The 21,761-nt window shown below is 46.0% G+C and carries 23 protein-coding genes, 1 other RNA gene and 1 pseudogene; 7 read left to right on the forward strand and 18 right to left on the reverse strand.

The window, feature by feature from the left end:
• Both H9Q76_RS00005 and H9Q76_RS00010 read left to right on the forward strand, forming a co-directional pair.
• Positions 1–717 carry a replication initiator protein A gene (locus H9Q76_RS00005; RefSeq protein ID WP_249321330.1) on the forward strand — a complete coding sequence of 239 codons (717 nt, stop codon included), beginning with the start codon at positions 1–3 and terminating at the stop codon, positions 715–717.
• A pseudogene (locus H9Q76_RS00010) lies at positions 714–995 on the forward strand (ATP-binding protein); the annotation flags it as partial. The gene H9Q76_RS00005 and the pseudogene H9Q76_RS00010, both read left to right, overlap by 4 nt.
• A 143-nt stretch (positions 996–1,138) precedes the next feature.
• Here the strand turns inward: H9Q76_RS00010 and H9Q76_RS00015 are convergent.
• The 11 genes from H9Q76_RS00015 to H9Q76_RS00065 all read right to left on the reverse strand — a co-directional run bounded on the left by H9Q76_RS00015 (position 1,139) and on the right by H9Q76_RS00065 (position 11,133).
• Entirely contained in the window at positions 1,139–1,951 is an 813-nt protein-coding gene (locus H9Q76_RS00015; RefSeq protein ID WP_117591688.1) for an HNH endonuclease, read from the reverse strand.
• A gap of 83 nt (positions 1,952–2,034) precedes the next feature.
• Entirely contained in the window at positions 2,035–2,406 is a 372-nt protein-coding gene (locus tag H9Q76_RS00020) for a TnpV protein (RefSeq protein WP_117767607.1), read from the reverse strand.
• A gap of 31 nt (positions 2,407–2,437) precedes the next feature.
• A complete protein-coding gene (gene rlmD / locus H9Q76_RS00025; protein ID WP_249321331.1) occupies positions 2,438–4,138 on the reverse strand; it encodes a 23S rRNA (uracil(1939)-C(5))-methyltransferase RlmD in 1,701 nt (566 codons plus the stop codon).
• Between the two features lie 15 nt (positions 4,139–4,153).
• Positions 4,154–4,651: a YfcE family phosphodiesterase gene (locus H9Q76_RS00030; protein WP_117781164.1), complete on the reverse strand. Its 498-nt coding sequence runs from the start codon at positions 4,649–4,651 to the stop codon at positions 4,154–4,156.
• A gap of 22 nt (positions 4,652–4,673) precedes the next feature.
• A complete protein-coding gene (locus H9Q76_RS00035; RefSeq protein WP_021984035.1) occupies positions 4,674–5,264 on the reverse strand; it encodes an XTP/dITP diphosphatase in 591 nt (196 codons plus the stop codon).
• Between the two features lie 24 nt (positions 5,265–5,288).
• On the reverse strand, positions 5,289–6,995 hold the full coding sequence (locus H9Q76_RS00040) for a lectin like domain-containing protein (protein ID WP_249321332.1): 1,707 nt from the start codon (positions 6,993–6,995) through the stop codon (positions 5,289–5,291).
• A 16-nt stretch (positions 6,996–7,011) separates the two neighbouring features.
• Positions 7,012–8,175, reverse strand: coding sequence for a THUMP domain-containing class I SAM-dependent RNA methyltransferase (locus tag H9Q76_RS00045; RefSeq protein WP_249321333.1), 1,164 nt, complete (start codon positions 8,173–8,175; stop codon positions 7,012–7,014).
• Positions 8,176–8,314: 139 nt separating this feature from the next.
• Positions 8,315–8,626 (reverse strand): rhodanese-like domain-containing protein, encoded by a 312-nt coding sequence (locus H9Q76_RS00050; protein WP_118374535.1) that lies wholly within the window; start codon positions 8,624–8,626, stop codon positions 8,315–8,317.
• 128 nt (positions 8,627–8,754) lie between these two features.
• Positions 8,755–8,916 carry a hypothetical protein gene (locus H9Q76_RS00055; RefSeq protein ID WP_249321334.1) on the reverse strand — a complete coding sequence of 54 codons (162 nt, stop codon included), beginning with the start codon at positions 8,914–8,916 and terminating at the stop codon, positions 8,755–8,757.
• A 454-nt stretch (positions 8,917–9,370) separates the two neighbouring features.
• Positions 9,371–10,429 (reverse strand): polysaccharide deacetylase family protein, encoded by a 1,059-nt coding sequence (locus H9Q76_RS00060; protein ID WP_021984030.1) that lies wholly within the window; start codon positions 10,427–10,429, stop codon positions 9,371–9,373.
• Positions 10,429–11,133: a hypothetical protein gene (locus H9Q76_RS00065; protein ID WP_021984029.1), complete on the reverse strand. Its 705-nt coding sequence runs from the start codon at positions 11,131–11,133 to the stop codon at positions 10,429–10,431. Before H9Q76_RS00065 ends, H9Q76_RS00060 begins: the two co-directional genes overlap by 1 nt.
• A 225-nt stretch (positions 11,134–11,358) precedes the next feature.
• Between H9Q76_RS00065 and H9Q76_RS00070 the strand changes: the two genes are divergently transcribed.
• Both H9Q76_RS00070 and H9Q76_RS00075 read left to right on the forward strand, forming a co-directional pair.
• Positions 11,359–11,601: a TIGR03905 family TSCPD domain-containing protein gene (locus H9Q76_RS00070; protein WP_021984028.1), complete on the forward strand. Its 243-nt coding sequence runs from the start codon at positions 11,359–11,361 to the stop codon at positions 11,599–11,601.
• A gap of 32 nt (positions 11,602–11,633) precedes the next feature.
• Entirely contained in the window at positions 11,634–12,701 is a 1,068-nt protein-coding gene (locus tag H9Q76_RS00075; RefSeq protein ID WP_021984027.1) for an undecaprenyldiphospho-muramoylpentapeptide beta-N-acetylglucosaminyltransferase, read from the forward strand.
• 77 nt (positions 12,702–12,778) lie between these two features.
• Here H9Q76_RS00075 and H9Q76_RS00080 read toward each other — a convergent pair whose 3' ends face one another.
• The 4 genes from H9Q76_RS00080 to tadA form a co-directional block, all read right to left on the reverse strand.
• Positions 12,779–14,233 (reverse strand): flippase, encoded by a 1,455-nt coding sequence (locus tag H9Q76_RS00080; RefSeq protein ID WP_118545262.1) that lies wholly within the window; start codon positions 14,231–14,233, stop codon positions 12,779–12,781.
• Between the two features lie 69 nt (positions 14,234–14,302).
• Positions 14,303–14,899 (reverse strand): HD domain-containing protein, encoded by a 597-nt coding sequence (locus tag H9Q76_RS00085; protein WP_021984025.1) that lies wholly within the window; start codon positions 14,897–14,899, stop codon positions 14,303–14,305.
• Positions 14,900–15,017: 118 nt separating this feature from the next.
• Positions 15,018–15,280, reverse strand: an RNA gene (gene ffs, locus H9Q76_RS00090) — signal recognition particle sRNA large type.
• A gap of 101 nt (positions 15,281–15,381) precedes the next feature.
• Complete coding sequence (tadA, locus tag H9Q76_RS00095) at positions 15,382–15,885, reverse strand: tRNA adenosine(34) deaminase TadA (RefSeq protein WP_021984024.1); 504 nt, start codon at positions 15,883–15,885, stop codon at positions 15,382–15,384.
• A 70-nt stretch (positions 15,886–15,955) separates the two neighbouring features.
• On the opposite strand from tadA, the gene H9Q76_RS00100 reads away from it, so the two are divergent.
• Positions 15,956–16,558 (forward strand): GNAT family N-acetyltransferase, encoded by a 603-nt coding sequence (locus H9Q76_RS00100; RefSeq protein WP_117781157.1) that lies wholly within the window; start codon positions 15,956–15,958, stop codon positions 16,556–16,558.
• Here the strand turns inward: H9Q76_RS00100 and H9Q76_RS00105 are convergent.
• The 3 genes from H9Q76_RS00105 to H9Q76_RS00115 all read right to left on the reverse strand — a co-directional run bounded on the left by H9Q76_RS00105 (position 16,514) and on the right by H9Q76_RS00115 (position 19,227).
• Positions 16,514–17,425, reverse strand: a complete 912-nt coding sequence (locus H9Q76_RS00105) for a DUF6128 domain-containing protein (protein WP_021984022.1) — start codon at positions 17,423–17,425, stop codon at positions 16,514–16,516. The genes H9Q76_RS00100 and H9Q76_RS00105 overlap by 45 nt on opposite strands.
• Before the next feature lie 158 nt (positions 17,426–17,583).
• Positions 17,584–18,432, reverse strand: a complete 849-nt coding sequence (rsmA, locus tag H9Q76_RS00110; RefSeq protein WP_021984021.1) for a 16S rRNA (adenine(1518)-N(6)/adenine(1519)-N(6))-dimethyltransferase RsmA — start codon at positions 18,430–18,432, stop codon at positions 17,584–17,586.
• Between the two features lie 15 nt (positions 18,433–18,447).
• Positions 18,448–19,227, reverse strand: a complete 780-nt coding sequence (locus H9Q76_RS00115) for a TatD family hydrolase (RefSeq protein WP_117781155.1) — start codon at positions 19,225–19,227, stop codon at positions 18,448–18,450.
• Between the two features lie 215 nt (positions 19,228–19,442).
• On the opposite strand from H9Q76_RS00115, the gene H9Q76_RS00120 reads away from it, so the two are divergent.
• Positions 19,443–20,036, forward strand: a complete 594-nt coding sequence (locus tag H9Q76_RS00120) for a methyl-accepting chemotaxis protein (RefSeq protein WP_021984019.1) — start codon at positions 19,443–19,445, stop codon at positions 20,034–20,036.
• Between the two features lie 518 nt (positions 20,037–20,554).
• A complete protein-coding gene (locus H9Q76_RS00125; protein WP_117781154.1) occupies positions 20,555–21,742 on the forward strand; it encodes a pyridoxal phosphate-dependent aminotransferase in 1,188 nt (395 codons plus the stop codon).
• Positions 21,743–21,761: the final 19 nt, after the last annotated feature.

Here is a 21,761-nt window from a genome sequence, read left to right on the forward strand (position 1 = left end):
ATGACTGACTTTCTGACAGCAGACACCAACCTGCCATCTTATATGATGTTTCCCCGTTTCCTTCTGGACATGGAAATAAACGAAACTGCCAAAATGCTTTATATTATCCTGCTCGACCGGGCAAGGCTTTCCCAGAAAAATGAGGGGTGGTCAGATACAGACGGTCATGTGTTCATTTACTTTACGATTGAAGCACTGGCAGAAATTCTCCACAAAAGCCAGATGACGGTTAAAACTGCTCTGGCAGTACTGGAAAAACAGGAGCTTATCTTCCGAAAACGGCAGGGTCCCGGACAGCCCAATCGGATTTATGTAAAACTCCCAAAAGAAACCATCCACTATACAGACAGATTTCTTTCCCTAAGACAGACAAAAAACTGTCCTATTGACAGACAGGATTCTTTCCCTGATACAGACAGAAAACTGTCTGGTAATAAGAAAGAGATAAAAAAGAACAATTTAGCAATAAGAGGGAGTAAGGAGCCACTCTCACCCTATGGAAAATTTCAAAATGTTTTTCTGTCAGAAAAAGAGCTTGAAGATATCCGGCAGACAATCCCTGACTGGAAGGATTATATTGAACGCTTATCCGGTTATATGGCTTCTACCGGAAAGCAATATCAGAACCACGCAGCTACCATCATCAGTTGGGCAAGACAGGAGCATCCTGCTTCCCGACAACGAAATTACGAAAGTGAGGAATACGAAACATTATGACAAAATTTATAGAAAAACCAACAGCTATAACCCCAAACAGAGAGCTTCAGTCTGATGAATATTTTAACGAAACAGACCACCTGATCTACTGTTCCAAATGCAATACGCCAAGGCAATGCAGGCATGAATTACAGGGAAAGGTTCTTATTCCTTCCATCCGCTGTAAATGCCAGCAGGAAATCTTTGAGCAGGAAGAAGCCCAGAGAAAACTTCATGAAAAACAAATGGAAATAGAGCATCTTAAAACCAGCGGCTTACAGGACAAAGCACTCTATGACTAATTCCGCTGCCTATATAACCATACTTGCTTTCAGATAGAATAAATTTAACAACACATCTATATCAACTTGTCACAACCATTTTTCACAATCACTTTGATTCTATTTCATACTTCTTAAAAAGTTCGGGACATTATTATCAGTTACCACTCGTACCGTTTCCTAGGAAAACCTAATCCATGTATTCCTATTTCTTCACAAATTGAAGATAATATCTTTAATATTTCTTCCCTTGTTGAATCAAACCATATTGCCAAATCTCTGTCATAGAAACAATACATCACATCATCTTCTCCATATAATGAATATGCTCCAGTGTCTTTTGCAATTTTTAATCGTTTTCTTAGTGCAACCAACATATCACAAATTGTATTAAGCTTCTCCCGCCACTCTATATTTACAACAGACGATTTTCCGTCTGCTTTTTTTAAGATACTTCCGTCTCTGGTTCTAAGAACTCCCGTATTTAAAGCGATAATAGTATCCTCAATAGCCTTATCAAAATCTTCCATTCTTCCTTCTTGATATATTCTATCCTGAAATGCTGGACGATCAAAACATTGCACAAAGAACTTTATAAGTTCTTTATCTTCATGTTGCTCCTCTGCTGTTGCTTCTTCCAAATCAAGAACTGCCATTTGCTCTGAAATTTCCTTCCATTTTTTCAATTTAGCAATCGTATATCTATTCACATCTGAATCTATTAATTTTGAACACGACTGGCATAACCATATTCCATTTTCTGCTGATGCTCTCTCTTGAGACGTTATGTTCTCATCATACCTTGGTCCGCCTTTAGAAGCTGCTGTAATATGAGATGCAACTCCAATATTTATGATATTCTCTTTTCCTATTCCTGCTCCACGAGTTGCTTTTCTACAATTAGGATTGCTGCATTTCCATCCAACTCTATTAGCTAACAAATCCTTTGTTCTTTGTGAAAAATCATCTCTCATATAATTTTACCTCCACCTTACACTTTATCATCTTTAAATTTTCTATAATCAACGAAAAGCTCCCGAAAGAGCTTTCCATTACCTTAAATATACACTAATTCTTTTAACACAATCTCTTCTGCCCTACTACGAATACCATTTACCACTCTGACCCATTCCATCTGATCACGAACTTTCAATTCCTCCGTAATCCCCTGCTTCTCCATCATCTGACGCACCAGAATATCCATCCTTTCCTGTGCTTCATCGTCTACAACATTCAGATGTTCTGTCAATCTGTCTTCCAACATATACAGTGAATACATTGCCGGACGATGCTCTTTCAGATATGTTTTCCGCATCATTCCATATTTCCCATAATGCGGTTCTTCATCTGTACTGACAAGATTCGGATAGTAAATTCCGTCTGCGCCAAGTGTGTAGGTTCCACCCATTTTTTCAAATGTGCTTTTCATGTGTTATTCCTCCTTGAAATCAGCGATTTCCTTAGATCATCGCAAAATATTTCAGGGCAGCCTTGATAGCTTCTTCCTTCTCTTTCGGGCATTGTGGAACTCTTGCATTTTCTGATTTTGGAAGATTATAGTTTTCTCCCACTTCAATTCCACATTTGCGTTTTACCTGAGAAATATATAAACTTGAAACCTTCAAGCCAAATTCTTTCAGCACATAATCTTTGATTTCCTGATAGGTTGCTTTCAACTCGGCACTGGTGGCATCCAGCTCGTCCAGGTCTAAGTCTATCTCTATCGTGTCATCTGGTTTTTGTTGGGACAAAAGAACAACCGTCTCTACATGACTTGTCCTCGGAAACTGATCGACGCAACACACCTTATCCACGTGGTACCCGCGACGAATGATCGTCTCCAGGTCGCGTGCCAGCGAGGTCGGCTTGCAACTGATATAGACGATCTCGTCCACGCCAAATGCAAGGATTTTCTCCAGTGCTTTCGGATGAATCCCGTCCCGTGGCGGATCGACAATGATCAGATCCGGTTTCTCATCCACAAGGTCGATTGCCTTTAACACATCACCTGCGATGAATTCGCAGTTAGAAAGTCCATTTGCCTTTGCATTTTCCTTCGCTGCCTCGACCGCTTCCTCCACGATTTCGATTCCGATCACTTTCTTCGAAACCGCTGCCATCATCTGTGCGATCGTACCGGTTCCGCTATACAGATCGAACACGGTCTTGTCGCCATCGAGCTTCACGCTGCCCCGCATGATATAATCGCGCGCCTTTTCATACAGCACCTCGCAGCCACCTGTGTTTGTCTGGAAGAATGAAAACGGCGAGATCTTGAATTTCAGTCCAAGTATTTCCTCTTCGATGTAATCCTGACCATATAGAAGCTCCATCCGATCGCTCTGCACGACATCGCCCAAAGCGTCATTTTCCGTGTATAGAATACCTGCAATACTTCCCGCAAATGCATCGGACTTCTCTAATTCCAGCAGCATTTCCACGAACGCCTGAAGCAACTGTTTTACGTCAAATCCATATGTGACCCACTGTGTCGATGTTACCAGATTGATCAGGAACTGCCCATTTGCACGCGACTGGCGCACAACCAGATTCCGCAGGATTCCCTCGTGGCGCATCCGGTGAAAGAACGGCACATTTCGCCCGGAGAAAAACGCGAGTGTCGCCGTGAGTATGCGGCTCCAGTCTGCGCCAATGATCTCACATCCATCGACTGTCAGGATATCATAGAAGCTTCCCTTCTGATGTAATCCAAGTGCTAATGGACCATCCTTGTAGGCGTCACCAAACGTGAATTCCATTTTGTTCCGATACGCAGTCTGGCTCGGCGAACCAAGGATTCCTTCCCATTCATAATCCTTTGAATTGGAATCCTCCGCCAGAAGCACGCGGTCAAGTAATGCTTTTACCATGTCCGCTTTCAGCTTCAGCTGATTGTCATACGACATCGTCTGGTAGGCGCATCCACCACACGCACCAAAATAAGGGCAGGTCGGCTCTACATCCTCCAGCGGACTCCGCTCTAAGACTTCCAGCACCTTTCCCTCTGCCATCCCGCTTTTCTTCTTTGTTACCATATATTTCACTTTCTGTCCCGGCAGGGCACCCTTGATCGTCACCTTGCGCTCGTCCACCTGAAAGCTTCCTTTGTTCGGGAAATCATAACGCTCGATGATTCCCTCGCATACATCACCTTTTTTCACTCGACTGTCTCCTCATCATTCGACATACCTTAATTCGTATGTCACTTCATCTTCATCGTCAATTTCCATCACCATATATGTGTAACGGTGATCTGCCTGCCGCGGCTTTGAAATGCTGCCCGGATTCAGGATTGTCACATCATCCGGATCCTCCTCCAGATATGGCACATGCGTGTGTCCATACATCGCGATATCGCAATCATTTTCCAATGCCGCAAACCGCAGCAGATCCAGCCGCATGTCCACCTGATACAGATGCCCGTGCGTTGCGAAGATACGATGTCCGCCAGCTTCGATCACATTTGCATTCAGAAGCTTCGCATCATAATCGGTATTTCCACGCACGATGTAGCATGGCACACCAGCCAGCGACTCAAGCTCCCGTGCATCCCCGACATCGCCCAGATGAATCAACATCTGGAATTCGCCGATTTCTTCCCGCACCTGCGCGATTGCAAGCTCCACGTTCTCATTTCGCCCATGCGAATCACTCATTATCAAAATCCGCAGCATAATTTCCTCCTTCGAGCCCTAACTACAGTACCTCGCGAATCTTTTCCAAGGCACGTCCACGATGGCTGATCTTGTTCTTATCTTCCGGTGCCAGCTCCGCGGTCGTCTTTCCATACTCCGGCAGGAAGAAGATCGGGTCATAACCGAATCCATTTTCTCCGGCAGGCTGATGTGCGATCATTCCTTCGATCACGCCGCGACGTGTTGTCACCGTACCATCCGGAAATGCTGCTGCAATCGCACATACGAACCGTGCTGTCCGCTCTTCTTCTTTTGCATCTGCAAGCGCGTCAATAATCATCTGATTCTTAATACTGTATGGTGTATCCTCGCCCTGCCATCTTGCAGAGTAAATACCCGGCGCGCCATCCATATAATCAACTTCCAGGCCACTATCGTCAGCGAGAACTACACAGCCCTCAGCCTCCTTTGTCTTGCTGATAGCTGTCGCTTTGATGATCGCATTCTCCTCAAATGTCTTGCCATCCTCCACGATATCAATATCGATACCTGCTTCTTTCATAGAAACAATCTCATACCCACAATCCGCCAGGATCATGCGCACTTCCACCATCTTATTCGCATTACCAGTTGCAAAAATAATCTTCTTCATCTGCCTGTATCTCCTTTTTCCTTACTATTTCCGCTTGTTCGTAAACGCCTTCAAGCACACATTGCATTTCTCACTCGTCTCCGCCCGGTGCCACATCTCTCCATACAAACTGATGTAGCCCTCGCCGTCACTGATATCAAAGCTTGCCGTCCGCTCATCCGCATTGTACTCAATCGCGATCGGATGCACCGCGCCCGGCGTCTTGATCTTCACCACTACAGCATAACGCTCATTGTCATCGAGTTCGATTTCCTCCGGGAAATCCACCGTGTAATACCCGGCATACTGCATGCTGCCGGACGTCACAAACTCCCGGTTCTTAAACGAGTCCACACCATCAAAATGCCGCACGACATACACTTCAAACTCCGTATCCTTATCCGTCGCATAGAAAGAAACGGCTGCCAGATTCTCATTTTTTCCTGCCTCGTAGACATTGGAAAAATACGCATCCTCCTTGGAGAAACCAAGCTGTCCAACCCAGCCAAGCTTATCCGTCTGGTAGATCTTATCATAATTATCCTTATCTCCAATCCGCGTGTAAACAACCGATTTCCGGCAGATCTTCGTATCATAATAGGATACATAGAAATATCCATCATCGCCGAATTCCTCGCCCCAGCTGTTCTTGCAGATAAAGGCACCGTCGCCCTCCGGCTGGATCGTGAAATTCTCCTTCGGGAAATTATCATCCCAGCCAACGACAACGACATCATGGTTCGGCGTCTCATCACCATCATAATAATACGCCGCATACTCACTCGAATAATACATGGAATAACTGTCCACATATTCCAGTGCCGAATAAATCGATGTCTCGATCGCGCCATACCGGAAAATCGCACTCTTGATCGTCTCGTCCTCACGCCCGTTGATGATCAGAGCCTCCTCCAGATGCTTCTCCGCGGTAAGATTCGGATCACTCATGCCATCGCCATATGGATCATCCTTCTCCAGCACCGGTCCCTGCCAAGCCGCCAGATACGCGATACTCATCGTATGCTCGCCGCCACTGTTCACATCCAGTGCATAACTGTTACACATCGACATGTGATCGACTGAGAAAATATCCTCCTCCATCGGAAGCAGCGTTGTCTCCAGCGCGCCAAGCGATGCAAATGCCCAGCATGTGCCGTACCGTCCCTGATCACGCACCGGTGACACGCGCCCATAATCACGCATATCGTATTTCTCCGGCAATGGCGTCTCATCCGGCAGCCGCGCCAGATCAACCCATTTCTGATCGACATAATAATCAACCTCGTAGCTCAAATACTCTGCGATCTTGTCAATCGGCACCATCAGCTTGTCCTCTGCCTCATCCACATAGACGGCATCGCCCAGCTCCACCTCGGTTTTCTTATTGACCATTGCCTTGTCCGAACCCACGGCAAGTGAAATGCTGTTGTCGCCCTTCATGATCAGGACAGTTCCATCCGGGTATCGCTGCACGGAGCACAAAAGCAGACTGCGCAGGAACTCGCCTTCCACCATCAGGTGCATGTTGTCACTCACGTAAAATGTATAGCCAAACTCCTCCGTGCTTCCGCCGCCAACCGTGATGATCACATCATCCCCATTCATGCGGGAACGGATATTTGCCGCAAATGCATCGCTGCACGTCGCGAGCGCATCCGACTCATCAATCGTCTTGACCGGATTCCTTCCTAAAAAGAATGTAATTGTCACCAGCACTGCAACCAGCACCGGGAAAATCCAAAATCGTTTCAATGCTTAACGCTCTTTTCTACTGTTCTTTCGGCTCCTTATTCTTAGGCGGCTTCGGTCCCATAAACTGATAGAAATAGGACTTAATCATGCCATTATAGATCTTACGGTTTCGATCTGCCTTTCTTCCAATATATTTCTCCGCATCCTCATACGAAGTAATCAAGTACATTGACCAGTCTGGAAGGTTCGCGAAGCTCTCGCCGATTGTCTTGTACAGTGCCGGTAACGCTTCCTTTTCCTCCAACCGCTCGCCATATGGCGGATTCGTAATGATAAATCCATAATGCTTCGGATGGCGCAGATCCTTCACGTCACGCGCCTGAAAATGAATATAATCTCCGACACCGGCTGCCTTCGCATTCGCCTTCGCACATTTCACGATCTCCGGGTCTAAATCATAACCCTGAATATTCATCTGCACATCGCGGCGGATCATATCCTCCGCCTCATCGTACGCGTTATACCACACCTTCTTCGGCACGACCTTGCCCCAGCAATCAGCGGTGAACTCCCGCATCATGCCCGGCGCGATATTGGCACCGATCATCGCCGCCTCGATTGGAAATGTACCGCTGCCGCAGAATGGATCGACCAGCACACGATCCTTGTTCCACGGCGTCAGCATCAGAAGCGCTGCTGCCAGTGTCTCTGAAATCGGTGCCTTTCCGACAAGTGTCCGATATCCTCGTTTATGCAGGGACGTTCCCGATGTATCCAGACCAATCGACACCTGATCCTTGAAAATAAACACACGGATCGGATACTCGTCCCCATCTTCCTCGAACCGTTCCACGCGGTATGTCTGCTTCATGCGCTCCACAATCGCCTTCTTCACGATGGACTGAATCGCACTCGCAGAAAAAAGCGCACTCTTATTCGTTGTCGCCTTCGTCACCCAGAACTTTGCATCCCGCGGAAGAAACTCCTCCCACGGAATTGCCTTTGTCCCTTCAAACAGTTCATCAAAATCCGTAGCCCGGAAGCTACCCATCTTCAGCAGAATACGCTCTGCTGTCCGGATAAATATATTTGCACGGGCAATCGCTGTGACATCTCCGCGAAATGTGATTCTTCCGTCCTCCACAGTCACGATCTCATAGCCCAGATCTAATATCTCACGCTTTAGCACCGACTCCAAACCAAAATGGCACGGTGCGATCAATTCATACATATTTTCCATGCTTGTATTTTTGCCCTTTCTTCCCCTGTTCCGATTTTTGAACATACTTAGTTGTATTGTAAATTTATCTTTGTACGAAGTCAACAAAATCGAACAATTTATTCTTACATTTTGCACATGTAAATTTTACCAAATCCTGCTAATGCCGGGTTTTTGTCAGCGCCCCACGATACCCGGAGATTCCCCCAACCGTGTTGATGACCTTATACCCTTTCTCTGTCAATATTTTTGCAGCCAGTGTGCTGCCTCCCCCGTTTGCGCAATAAACCAATATCACTTTCCCTTTCGGAAGAGAAATATTGCCTGCCTGTATTTCTTCCAGAGGCAGATTTATCGCCATCGGAATGTGACTTTTCGCAAATTCTTCGCTCGTTCGAACGTCAACGATGATTCCTCCATAGTTAAGAGCCTCACTCAGGATGTTCCGAATATTTATATTATGAAATCGCATCGCTCCGCCTCCTTTCTTCTTACTAATAGGATATGCGGAGCGTGCGGATTTGTGTCTGTGATTGCTTTCTGCTAGATGGTTTATAACAAAGAAAGAGGACCGCTAAACGGTCCTCTCGGAGGGGGTTTTTAGTAACAGTCTGTACTGTTACTTGAATAGTTTTTCTGGCTGTTCTTCTGACTATTCTTCATCTTGCTGTTGGAAGCCGTTTCCTTGTTTGTCTGATTGCTTCCTGTATAATTTGTCTGCTTGTTCTTCTGCTCGTTTGACTGATAATTTTTTTCTGCCATAACTGATCTCCTTTTTGCTTTGCAGGTTTCCCTTGCATTTGTAATTGCTACATAGAGAAGTATACCCAGCCCACAGAATTTCATTCAGCCAAAATCAAGAAATTCACAAACGCAAGGCAAACACAGTTTCACGAATTACAATCCCTATCACAAACACAGGATTGCATCTAAGCAAACGTAAATCGGGTTGCGGATAATATTGATTTAATCGCAGACCATTGGAGCACAAGGCAGGAATAATTGCTTCAATGATTCGCTTTCAATAACGTAAATAGAGATGTCTATTGATATCAATTTATGCACAGACCGTTGAAGCACGCTGGCACTTAATGAGCGACGGTTCTCCGTCGCGAATTTAGTACCATTGCGTGCTGAACCGAGCGAAAGCGCGTCTGAGCATGAATTGAATATCATAGACATCTCTTTACCACTTTATTCCCTATGCGAATCACATTTATTGCAATTCATTCAAACTTGCAAACCGATACCCCTCTGCCTTCAGGTTTGCAATCACCTTTTCCAGCGCCCCAGCATTCGATGACGATACGTTGTGCATCAGAATGATTGCCCCGCTGTGATGATATTTATTGAAATGGTCGATCACGAAATCAACACCCGGCTGGTTATTCACATCGAAATCCATATATGCCATGCTCCAAAAAATAGTTTTGAAACCAAGGTCCTGGGTGATTGCCAGTGTCCGTGCGCTATACTCACCGCATGGCGGCCTTAAGTACGGGTCCATCGCATATCCCGTTGCCTCTTTCATATAATCCGCGCAACCATTGACCTCCTGCACAATCTCCTCATAGGACTTATCCGGCATGCATATATGGTAGATGGTATGATTTCCCACCTGATGTCCTTCCTCCTTCATTCGTTTCGCTATGGCAACATTATCCCGGATGTACGTCTGTGTCACGAAAAAGCACGCCGGAACATCTTCCTTCTTCAGGATATCCAGCATCTGCTCGGTATATCCATTCTCATACCCGCAGTCAAATGTCAGATAGACGACTTTTTCATTCTTCTTTGAAGCATTCTGATCCAAATAGTACGCGTCGTATTCGGAGATATCGATCGTGTCATCGCACCCGCTCGGTCCGTGGTTCATATCCCGCCGGAACCACCATGAAAGCTTGGTGTTATCAAGGCTTTGGTACGCCTCTTTTTCTTTCAAATGATTTTCAATCGGGTATGTCTGATACCGGCAGAAAACCTTCCTGCATTGGTCAAACATACTATGAATCGGCAAATCTCCATCCTCCTGCTCCGCATATCCTCCGGTTGTACCAGTCAACCCATCTTCCACATCACTCGTCGGATTCCCGGATGTATCCACTTGCTCTGATTCACTTCCATCCGCCTCCCCCGCGGATGCTCCATATGTAACAACACAAAAACTACCAACTACCAGAGAGATCAGAATCCCTGCAAGGCAAACCACTCCTTTCCATTTACAAACACAACGCGAACCATTTTTTGTTTCATTTCCTACATTATAGTTTCCCATCAAGAAAAGAACTCTGCCAAAAAGCGATTGAGCGTCTCCTCACTGGCGGCACTCTCTTTCTCCTGCATTGTCCCGCCTTCGGACTCTTCCCCGGATGCATCTGTCTGCGGTGATCCATCGTTGTCGGCATGTTCCCCTTTCTCCGCCGACATCTCCTGCTTCACTACAAAGGGACGTACCGCAGCCGCTGTCTGCTCTCGCGGTTTCGGAATCCGTTCCAGGTACCCGCGGATATTCGCTTTCAGGATTTCCACTTTATTATTTATAACCAATATATGATCAAGCACGAGCAAACATGCACATACTAAAATACTATTCGCTAAGAAAAACTGCATGTCCGGACTGCCTCTCCAGCTTGGATCGTAATACAGATACGCTCCTGCCATCGTGCCACAGACGACGAGCGACAACACGGTTCCGCTCCGGTTCCAGAATTCCATCGGGCGCGTCAGGAATTTTAACCCCCTCACAAAGCTTTCTGCATACGCCTCCTCATCGCCTCCGCACAGTCCAAAGCCTTTTTTGTTTTCATATTGCCGGCACATATTGCGAAGCTTCTTTCGTTTTGTCTCTCCCAGATTTGTCGATGCTCGCACCATTTTACTCATGTAAGCATTTGCCAGTATCTTCATAAGCACTCCTAACACGCCTAACCCCCATAGTATGTAGACCCCGGTTGAAACTTCCATGATTTTTTGCAGCATACAAAATCCCTCCATTAAGATTTTTTGAACCGACAGCCTTTTTTTCTCCTCACTGTCTGATGGCGATTATAGAGAAGGTGAACTTCAGAATGCAACCCCTGTTCGGTCGTAAAAATCCTTGTAAATGTGACAGAAAATATGGGTTTAAGGAACTTTATATTTATGCTATAATAGGAACGCGAAACGTATAATATAATTGTTACACACGAGAAAGGATGATACACAATGACATATAAGACAAAGGGAACCTGTTCCCAGATGATCGAGTTTGAGATTACAGATGGCAAGGTGCATAATGTGAAATTCACGGGCGGCTGTAATGGTAACTTAAAGGGCATCGGACAGCTTGTGGAGGGCATGGATGCAGAGGAAGTTATCAAGCGGCTGGAAGGCACAACGTGCGGATTCAAGAGCACATCCTGCCCGGATCAGCTTGCACAGGCATTAAAGCAGGCACTTCACGCATAGGTTAAAGGTATAAGTAGGAGGATCAACCATTCATGAAGCGTATTATATTAACCGGTGGCGGAACCGCTGGTCATGTAACACCCAATATGGCTCTCGTTCCAACCTTAAAGGAGCGCGGATATGATATTCAATATATCGGCTCTTATGATGGAATGGAGAAAAAACTGATTGAAGATATGGGCATTCCATATCACGGAATTGCAACCGGAAAGCTGCGCCGCTATTTCGATCTGCGCAACTTTTCTGATCCATTTCGCGTGATCAAAGGCTTCAACGAAGCGAAAAAACTGATGAAGGAGTTAAAGCCGGATGTTGTATTTTCCAAAGGCGGCTTTGTCTCTGTCCCTGTTGTTCTCGCCGCAAGTGCGAAGAAGATTCCATGTATTATCCATGAATCTGATATGACGCCGGGACTTGCAAACAAGATCAGTATTCCAAAGGCATCCAAGGTGTGCTGCAACTTCGCAGAGACAATGGAGAATCTTCCTGCAGGAAAAGCAGTTGTAACTGGTACACCGATCCGTCAGGAATTATTTGCCGGTGACGCTGTAAAAGCGATGACCTTCTGTGGCTTTACAGAGGTTCGTCCAACTCTTCTGGTAATCGGCGGAAGCTCTGGCAGCGTACGTGTCAATGAAGCGATCCGTTCATGTCTCCCGGAACTGACGAAGAAATATAACGTCATTCACCTCTGCGGAAAAGGAAATATCGACGAAAGCTATAACGGAACTGCGCATTATGTCCAGTTCGACTACATCAAGCAGGAGCTTGCTGACTTGCTCGCATTAGCAGATATCGTTGTCTCCCGTGCCGGTGCCAATGCAATATGCGAACTTCTGGCACTCCGCAAACCAAGCGTTCTGATTCCATTATCGCTTGCAGCGAGCCGGGGCGACCAGATCTTAAATGCACAGTCCTTCGACAAGCGCGGCTACGCCAAGCTGTTGTTAGAGGAAGACCTGACAAACGAGTCACTGCTTGCCGCAGTCAATGAAGTGTACGAAAATCACGATCATTACATCAAGGCAATGGAACTTTCCACGAAGTCCGACGCCATCACGATGATCTGTGATATGATTGATGAGTTAGCAAACAAATAAAAACAAAAGTCCCCTGAATGGCGCTCTGATCTGTTACAGTCAGACCCCGACTCAGGGGATTTATTTTTCTCACTCTTTTATACCGGCGTTCTTGAAAAACGCTCTTTTATCTTCTCAATTCCATCTATCACCAGACGATTTCGGAACAATATCATAATCGCGAAATATCCAATTGCACCAATTGAAACGGTCAACGCAATCGTCAGAAGATCCGAATACTGACTATGTGCACACCAGTTATAGCAACACACAATCGGAATACATGCAATCAAGCTTTGACCGAGCTGCCAGCCAAGCTTTGTGATCGGATACATATGCCGGGCTTTGATACTTGCATAAATGAAGATTGCCAGTTCCGCTGCAACCGTACTGGCTGCGGCACCGAATTTCCCATATACCGGAATGGTCAACGCATTTAAACAGACATTTGTGACTGCACCAATCACAACACCCATGGACGCCCACCGGTCTTTCCGGTGTATGATAAACAACTGATTGATCAGGAAGCTGTTAAAGGTTGCAACGATAACATTCAACATCAACACCTGCATCGTAGATGTTACACCCAGATATTTGCTGCCCGCAAACAAATGCAGCACCTGCCGACTCAGACAGAACATGCCAATCGCCATCGGAATATTAAAGAGCAATATAAGCCGCGCGGTCAGATCATTCAGATTCTCCGCCTGTTCCTCATCCCGCTCCATCATGTACGCGACGCGTGGACGAATTACCGCATATAACGCACTGAAGAATGACGTTAACACAGATGCAATCTTAATCGCTGCCGCGTAAAGTCCGACCTCGGTATCATCCCCGGTAATATAACCAAGCATAGAACGATCCATAACCAGATACACCGCCGACGCAACATCCAACAGGAAAATATACGACATCGGCTTCAAATGAATCCGCAGCTTCTTACTGATCCGCAACTTGAACTTCACGTATTTTCTTGCCCGGATAAAATTCATAATATTGGAGCCGACGCTGGAGATTACCATCGTCAACGCATATATCATGTAATCATCCTCTGATTTGACACATGTAAACAACATAACCACAGATATAATCTGAAAGATAAATGAACGAATCGTGATATACTGATATTCTTCGTATATATTATACAGCCACTCGACTCCGATGGTAGAAAGTATAATCGTCGTCGAAAAAAGCAGCATCAACGTCCGATATCCCGCAAGTTTGGGAATCGCAAGTGCTGCAAAGAAAAGAATATATGCAATCGCGGATGTGATCAAATTGATTGACAACATATCACTTGCAAATTCATCCATTTTCTTTCGGTCATCCCGAATACGGGCACCCTCCCGGATTGCATAGCCGCCAATGCCAAACGCCTGCAACAACGTGAAGTATGTCATGTTCGCCTGCGCATAATCGACCTTACCGAGTGCCTCCGGTCCTAAAACTCTGGAAGAATACGGGAATGTAATGAGCGGTATGATCACACCCATCATCGTCCGCATCATATTAAATATGAAATTAACACCTAAGGATCGCTTCTTTTCCAACTTAATATTTCCCCTATCATCAATCTCTATAAAAAAGAAAAGCTGTCACATAAAACGTAACAGCTTTTTTTAAAATAATTCCTTTTCCAACTGGAAGATGAAACTGTCAAGCAGTTGCATACGCTTCGTATATTCTGCTCTGGCTGCATCTGTCTTGCATCTTCGAATCTTTGGTTTGTTATTTCTATAATAATTCTTGATCCTGTAATAGGCTTTCTTGTAACTTGCCTCATCCTCACATGCTGTCGCCATCGAATCCCACAGCACACTGATTGCTCCAACTTCATCGAGCAGATCGGCATCCATCACAATCTTACATTCCAGCGACAGATCAGCATCCGAATCCTTGTCCTCGTGAATCATAATAATCTCTCCCACGCGTCGGATCGTCTCCGGATCAATTCCAATGCTATCCATGTATTCTACAGCAAGCTCTGCACCAACTTCTCCATGTGGACGTTCATCATCCCATCCAATATCATGAAGCAAAGCTGCAAGTACGATCACATCCAGATCTCCGCCAAGCTTTGACTGCAGCTTGATGGCCCATCGATACACACGCATCGTGTGCTCAAACCGGCTACGGAATGGATAGTTCGAAGGCCTGCCGTTCTCAGAAGTCATCTTCTTCACATATTCAATTACTTCTGCATAATTTACACTCATGCCGTTGTTTTTGCCACCCGATTCTTTTGTTCTTCCCAAAGTTAGGTATCATTTACCTATCTCTAAAATGATACCATTTTTTTACCAAAAATACCACATGTATTTTATATTTTTTTAACCGTGCGGCTGGTGTTGTGAAGCTCTCATAAGCGTTACCACGGCAGTTAACTCAGTCCCGGCTGCCTCGCGGCGCACAGAAGGTTCTACTTAGTGCTGCTTCGTTCCCGACCTGACACGGTTCATAGATTCCTGTCGCGCAAGACCAAAACATCAACGCCACTTACCGTGGGCAGCCTCACAAGAAGACAACCCGAAACCAGCCATCACCCCCTCTGTAGCGGATTGAGGGTACAGGGCACCGCTATCTCCCCGGCTGCACGGAAATTTTATAACAAGTCCACGCATATCCATCGAAAAGTCTGTTTCTTATAAACCCCATATCGACAGATACTTCTTTAGTATATAAAAATAATTATGTAAAGTCAAGACATCCCATTATTTTCTTTTAACGCGGCTGCCTTCTTTTTTGCACGCAACTCCGCGAAAAAACCGGACATCATCGCTGAACATTCTGTTTCCATGATTCCCCGTGTTACTTCCACCTGATGATTAAACTGCTTCATATCAAGCAGATTTAAAATGGAACCGGCACATCCTGCCTTCGGATTCATACATCCGATCACGACCTTCGGAATCCGAGCCTGCACGATCGCCCCGGCACACATCTGGCAAGGCTCCAACGTCACATACATTGTGCAATCCTCCAGCCGCCAGTCACCCAGCACCTTGGACGCCTTTTTAATCGCCATGATCTCTGCATGCGCAAGTGTCGTCTTGTCCACGTTCCGCCGGTTGTAACCACGCGCGATCACCTTTCCTTCATAGACGATCACACATCCGATCGGCACATCACCATTCGCCGCCGCCTTCTTCGCAAGCGTGATCGCCTGCCGCATATATCGTTCATCCTCACTCAATTTCCTCATATTGTACCTCATTTCCGTATCATTTTATTGTCTGTTCCCATAAAATGTACTATACTGACCTCATGGCTGCATGATACAAGAATCGTTCCTGTATTCCACAGTCACAAACGTCAGAAAGGAGACGCTCATGGGACCACTGATAAAATATACAAATCGCTTAATCCTGCGCGTAGAAAATGAATCAAAAGCCAAACAAGTCTTAGATCTCTATCTGCGCAATCGTCTCCCATTCGAGCAGTACGAGCCAACGCGTCCGGCATCCTTTTACACGCAGGACTACCACTGGTCTTCCCTGCACCGCGAATACATCGCTTACACGATGGGAACCTTCCTGCGTTATTACATCTATTTAAAAGACCGCCCGGATAAGATCATCGGCGCTATCAATTTCAATATTTTTCGCACCTCCCGCGAACCATACGCTGAGATCGGCTACAAAATTGACGCCCTCTATCAGAACCGCGGCATCGCATATGAAGCCTGCGAAGCGGCGCTCTATGTACTTGAACATGACTACCAGATTCACCGCGTCGATGCCCGCATCCACCCGGAAAATATTGCGTCCATCACACTCGCGACGAAGCTTGGCTTCCGTCCATTACAGTTTGAGCCGCAAAGTGCAAACATCTTAGGACACTACGTTGACCTGATGCGGTACACGAAGCTTCTCTGATTCTACAATTTCAGATACCCAATAACCAAAATTCCCGGTCAGAATCTTCGTTTTCCGCACCGGAATAAACACACGGAATCCAAACATATTCGCCAGATACCGTTCTTTGTTCGTGAAGATTCCAGGAACTCCGATCACATGCAATTCTGCCTTATTCATCTTCACCTTTCCAAGCATCAGATACTGATATTTGTAATACCCATGTGCAAGAAAACTGTTCACGCCCAGCTTCCAGTTCGCCATATCCAGCTTCCCGATATCCTGCGGTGCAATCTTCACTCCATCAACAATCTGACTTCCTGCAAAAAGCGGTAACTTTGGATATGTCGTAAGCATTTCCTCATACCCATTTGCCATGTCCGAAGGAAGTGGAATCTGTGGGATTTCCTCGACAGGTTCCTCCTGCGGCTTTGTCCCGGCACCTGCATATTCCAGCACCGGTTCTTCCTGTTCCACAAGCCCGTCCTGCCTGTCCGTCACCTGCACCTGCCGCAGATCATACCGCTCCGTCGACCAGATACCGGCTAAAATCTCACCGTCGTCACACACGAAATACACACCATCGTATTCAGGAAATGCTACACCATCTCCTAGCGGGTTGCTCCACGGAAGCTCCACACTTGTCAGGATCGTATCGCGTTCTCCCGCCGCGAACTGCACCGCTGTAAATGGCTTCGCCTGTCCATGCCACAGCAGATACGCATAACACGTACACGCATATTCCTTGTACATTTTCATCCCCATTCGTATTCTCGTCACATCCGTATCTTTGTTGCTGATTCTCTGTACCTTGATGAATCCGGCAATCTCGCATCGCACGAACTCGCGATACCGGTAAATATAAGACACCCATCTCCTCTGCTGCATCACAGACCACGCTCCCCCTTCATGCATTAATACGTACTATATATGTATGCAGAGGGTTGTCTGTTTATCACAAATTTTTTACGACATAATATACATTTATACGACGCCACACACCCACAGTATCCCCTGCGCGAATACCGCTATAACTGTGATCTACGCTACTCACACAACAGATCAGAAAGCTCTGCGAACTGCGCAAGTGTCAGTGCCTCGCCGCGGATGCTCTCAGAAAGTCCCATCTTCCGAAGTGCTTCTACAACCGCATCCTTGCTGATTGATAATTCGGCGGAGTTATTGATCCCGTTTTGCAATGTTTTCCGGCGCTGATTGAACGACGCACGGATCAGCTTGAACATGAATTTCTCATCCTTCACGACGATTTTCGGCTCTGTATGTCTTGTCAACCGGATTACCGCAGAACCGACATTCGGACGCGGCATAAAACAGTTCGGTGGTACATTTGCCACGATATACGGCTCCGCATAATACTGCACCGCAAGCGACAATGCACCATAGTCCTTGCCGCCCGGACCTGCCTGCATCCGCTCGGCAACCTCCTTTTGCACCATGACCGTGATTGATGTTGCAGGGATATGATTCTCGAACAGTCCCATGATGATCGGCGTCGTAATATAATACGGAAGATTCGCCACGACCTTTACCGGTCTGCCGCCGGTTAATGCCGCGATATCCACCTTCAGGATATCTTCATTTACGACCGTCACGTTATCATACTCCGCAAGTGTCTCGGCAAGGATCGGGAGCAGATTCTTGTCGATTTCGACCGCGAATACTTCCCCTGCCGCCTCGGCTAAATACTGTGTCATCGTGCCGATACCCGGACCGATCTCCAGCACGACATCGTCCTTTGTGATCTCTGCTGCCCGGATGATCTTCTCAATCACATGCCCGTCGATCAGGAAATTCTGACCAAACCGCTTCTGGAACGCGAAATTATATTTCTGTATGATCTCTATTGTAACCTTTGGATTGCTAAGCTTTTCCATTCTATCTCCATTTCTCTACTTCTGAATTTTATACATCTGGTGCGCATTTTTCCATGTCTCTGCATACACCTCATCCACCGGAATCTGCTTGATATCCGCGATCGCCTGTGCGACATAGACGAGTTTCGATGAATCATTGCGCTTGCCGCGGAATGGCTCCGGTGTCAGGTATGGTGCATCCGTCTCAAGCACGATATTTGACAGCGGAATATATGCCACTGCTTCCTTTAATTTCTTCGCATTCTTAAATGTCACCACGCCACCAATGCCAAAATAAAATCCCATATTCAGGAAGTCTCGTGCACTCTCCTTCGAATACGAATAACAATGGATCACACCGCCAATCTCCTCTGCGCGGGAAGCCCGCATGATCTGAATTGTGTCCTGCGCCGCATCCCGGCTGTGGATCGCGATTGGCAACTTTAACTCGCGTGCAATATCCATCTGTCCGGCGAACCATTTGTGCTGCAATGCCTTGTCCGTTTCTTCATAATGATAATCGAGTCCGATTTCACCGATCGCCACGATCTTGTCATGCTTTGCAAGCTCCTTCAGACGCTTGACATTATCAGGATTCTCCAGTTCCGCAACTTCCGATGGGAATATACCAACCACACCGTACAGATTCTCGTATTTTTCTGTCATCCGAACCGTCTCTTCACTCGCCCTGATATTCGTTCCGATGTTCGTCACCGCGTGTACGCCCTGTGCCGGAAATCCAGCCAGAAGCCGCTCGCGATCATCATCAAAACTCTCATCATCATAATGTGCATGTGTATCAAATATCTGAATCATTTCATTTATCCTTGCCTTACCATAATAATTGCGTTTATTTTACCCTACACCAGATGTTCGTGCAACCCCAGTCGTAAATATCTGTGCATCTATCCTCCGTCCTGCATAAATTCGCCACAATATTCGAGAATTTATTTGGTTCCGCTATTGAAATCCCTCTGTAAATTCGGTAAAATGAAGATTAGGTATATGTTACGCACAAGGAGGAGCATTTTATGACTATAAATGATTATTTAGATATGGAAGCACTTGATAACATCCTGGAGCAGTGGGCGGCTGCAACACACATGATCGCCGTTGTTCTCGATGATGAAGGTAACTTCCTTTCCAACAAGCTCGGATTTTCCAGAAATAATGTAGAAGCATTTGGCGAGAGCATCGAAGTCGATGACGTCGAGGTTGCAACGGTTGTTGGCGGTCCTTTGGATGAGGATACAGACGAAGAAGTTGTCGAAGCTGCTGCTGCCATTCTGGTTGCCGCTATCCAGAATCTCTTAGAGGCTGGCTACCGCAAGAAGAAATACGAGGAAGCAATCGCTTCTTTCAATGAAGAGATTGCTGGTGCTGCTGCCCTGATCAAGGAGCTTGCCGGAAAATCGCAGGGATTAAAGAAGATTGAGAATAAGCAGAATATCCTTGCACTGAACGCTTCGATTGAGGCTGCACGTGCAGGCGAAGCCGGACGCGGATTCACCGTTGTTGCGCATGAGTTTGGTAAGATGGCACATGAATCAGGTGTTATCAACGACTCCATTCAGAAGACATTACAGAAGCTTGATGCATCCATCAAGAGCTATGACGCTGAATAAACAGCAGGGATTTGAGGATGTGAAAACTTTTTCACAATTAGAACATATTTTAGACACAATTTATTGTTATAGTATGCATTGTAAGAGCTTTTCATATATTTGAATCCTCTCTCCCCTCAAACAAGTGGCGAATTAATTCCCTCCCCGGTTTTTCTCGCCACTTGTTTTCTGTTTATTCCTAATTCACTCACATTGAATTTAATTTGTGAAACGCACATGAATTTGTGTATATTATACCCGCCTCCGTTTCTGCAAATATACGATGTATTGGAACTAAGAAGTACTAGATGTTCTGATATACATATTATACCGTACGCAACCGCCGCCAATTCGCCATCCGTGGCTCAGTGGCGGCTTGGTTGAACATCGTGTTCAACCATTGCTGCATACTTACAGAACATCAAGAACTTCTAAGTCCCAAACATATCTATATTTACAGAAACGGAGACGGGTAAATACACAAATTCAAAGTGCGTTTTCACAGATAAATCAATATCATCAAAGAAAGGAAATATATCATGATTAACGAATTCTACAAGGATATGACAGGAAAAGGTTCTATCATTCGCCAATTTTTTGATTATGCTAACAAAAAAGGAGCCGAAATCGGCATGGAGAATATCTACAATTTCTCTATCGGAAATCCATCCGTTCCTGTACCACAGACATTTACCGATCGTATGATCGAACTGTTGCAGACCGAAGATCCGGTGAAGCTGCATAGTTACAGCCCATCGCTTGGACTTCCATCTACAAGACAGGCGGTTGCCGATTCTTTGAATAAGCGTTTTGGCATGAACTACACGATGGATCACATCTTCATGACGAGTGCAGCAGCCAGTGCGCTGGCACATGCGCTTCGGTGCGTGACAAAGGATGGCGATGAGGTTATCACCTTTGCACCTTATTTCCCGGAATATGTTCCTTATGTGACAGGAACCGGTGCAAAGCTTACCGTGATTCCTGCCGACATCACCACATTCCAGATCAATTTTGAGGAATTCGAGAAATCCCTGAACCCGAATGTACAGGCAATCCTCATCAACTCTCCGAATAACCCATCTGGTATCGTTTATTCAACTGCCACGATCACAAAGCTGGCGGATATCCTGCGTGCAAAAGAGAAGGAATACGGACATCCGATCTACCTGATCTCCGATGAACCTTACCGTGAGATTGTATTTGCTGGTGTGGATGCACCATTTATTTCCAAGTTATACGAGAACACGATCTGCTGTTACTCATTCAGTAAGTCCGTGTCTCTGCCAGGTGAACGTATCGGTTACATGGCAGTGAACCCAGCCTGCGAAGACGCAAAGCTTCTCGTACTTATGGCTGGTCAGATCTCCAGATTTACCGGACACAACTGCCCACCTTCCATCATCCAGATGGCTGTGGAGTCTGTGCTTGACCAGACAAGTGACCTGTCAATCTATGAGACGAACAAGAATATTTTATATAAAGAATTGACACGCATCGGCTACGAGATGGTTGAGCCGGGCGGAACCTTCTACATGTTCCCACGCGCCTTGACGGAAGATGCAAATGAATTCTGCTGGCGCGCAGCCAAAGAGCTGAACCTGATCATCGTACCGGGTGACAGCTTCTTATGTCCGGGACATTTCCGAATCTCTTACTGCGTGACAACGGATATGGTCGAAAAAGCCATTCCTTTGTTTGAAAAACTTTACAAATTATATAGATAATTTCCATGTTTTTCTGTAT

It is taken from the genome of Wujia chipingensis (genome assembly GCF_014337155.1).
GTDB classification, from domain to species: Bacteria; Bacillota; Clostridia; order Lachnospirales; family Lachnospiraceae; genus Coprococcus_C; species Coprococcus_C hominis.

Coding starts and splice junctions, on each gene's coding strand:
- H9Q76_RS00065 (WP_021984029.1), bottom strand. CDS start 11,133: ATGCTGCAAAAAATCATGGAAGTTTCAACCGGGGTCTACATACTATGG.
- rsmA (WP_021984021.1), bottom strand. CDS start 18,432: ATGGAAAAGCTTAGCAATCCAAAGGTTACAATAGAGATCATACAGAAA.
- H9Q76_RS00020 (WP_117767607.1), bottom strand. CDS start 2,406: ATGAAAAGCACATTTGAAAAAATGGGTGGAACCTACACACTTGGCGCA.
- H9Q76_RS00015 (WP_117591688.1), bottom strand. CDS start 1,951: ATGAGAGATGATTTTTCACAAAGAACAAAGGATTTGTTAGCTAATAGA.
- H9Q76_RS00030 (WP_117781164.1), bottom strand. CDS start 4,651: ATGCTGCGGATTTTGATAATGAGTGATTCGCATGGGCGAAATGAGAAC.
- H9Q76_RS00120 (WP_021984019.1), top strand. CDS start 19,443: ATGACTATAAATGATTATTTAGATATGGAAGCACTTGATAACATCCTG.
- H9Q76_RS00005 (WP_249321330.1), top strand. CDS start 1: ATGACTGACTTTCTGACAGCAGACACCAACCTGCCATCTTATATGATG.
- H9Q76_RS00115 (WP_117781155.1), bottom strand. CDS start 19,227: ATGATTCAGATATTTGATACACATGCACATTATGATGATGAGAGTTTT.
- H9Q76_RS00075 (WP_021984027.1), top strand. CDS start 11,634: ATGAAGCGTATTATATTAACCGGTGGCGGAACCGCTGGTCATGTAACA.
- tadA (WP_021984024.1), bottom strand. CDS start 15,885: ATGAGGAAATTGAGTGAGGATGAACGATATATGCGGCAGGCGATCACG.
- H9Q76_RS00105 (WP_021984022.1), bottom strand. CDS start 17,425: ATGCAGCAGAGGAGATGGGTGTCTTATATTTACCGGTATCGCGAGTTC.
- H9Q76_RS00085 (WP_021984025.1), bottom strand. CDS start 14,899: ATGAGTGTAAATTATGCAGAAGTAATTGAATATGTGAAGAAGATGACT.
- H9Q76_RS00070 (WP_021984028.1), top strand. CDS start 11,359: ATGACATATAAGACAAAGGGAACCTGTTCCCAGATGATCGAGTTTGAG.
- H9Q76_RS00050 (WP_118374535.1), bottom strand. CDS start 8,626: ATGCGATTTCATAATATAAATATTCGGAACATCCTGAGTGAGGCTCTT.
- H9Q76_RS00055 (WP_249321334.1), bottom strand. CDS start 8,916: ATGGCAGAAAAAAATTATCAGTCAAACGAGCAGAAGAACAAGCAGACA.
- H9Q76_RS00125 (WP_117781154.1), top strand. CDS start 20,555: ATGATTAACGAATTCTACAAGGATATGACAGGAAAAGGTTCTATCATT.
- H9Q76_RS00035 (WP_021984035.1), bottom strand. CDS start 5,264: ATGAAGAAGATTATTTTTGCAACTGGTAATGCGAATAAGATGGTGGAA.
- H9Q76_RS00100 (WP_117781157.1), top strand. CDS start 15,956: ATGATACAAGAATCGTTCCTGTATTCCACAGTCACAAACGTCAGAAAG.
- H9Q76_RS00045 (WP_249321333.1), bottom strand. CDS start 8,175: ATGGAAAATATGTATGAATTGATCGCACCGTGCCATTTTGGTTTGGAG.
- H9Q76_RS00060 (WP_021984030.1), bottom strand. CDS start 10,429: ATGGGAAACTATAATGTAGGAAATGAAACAAAAAATGGTTCGCGTTGT.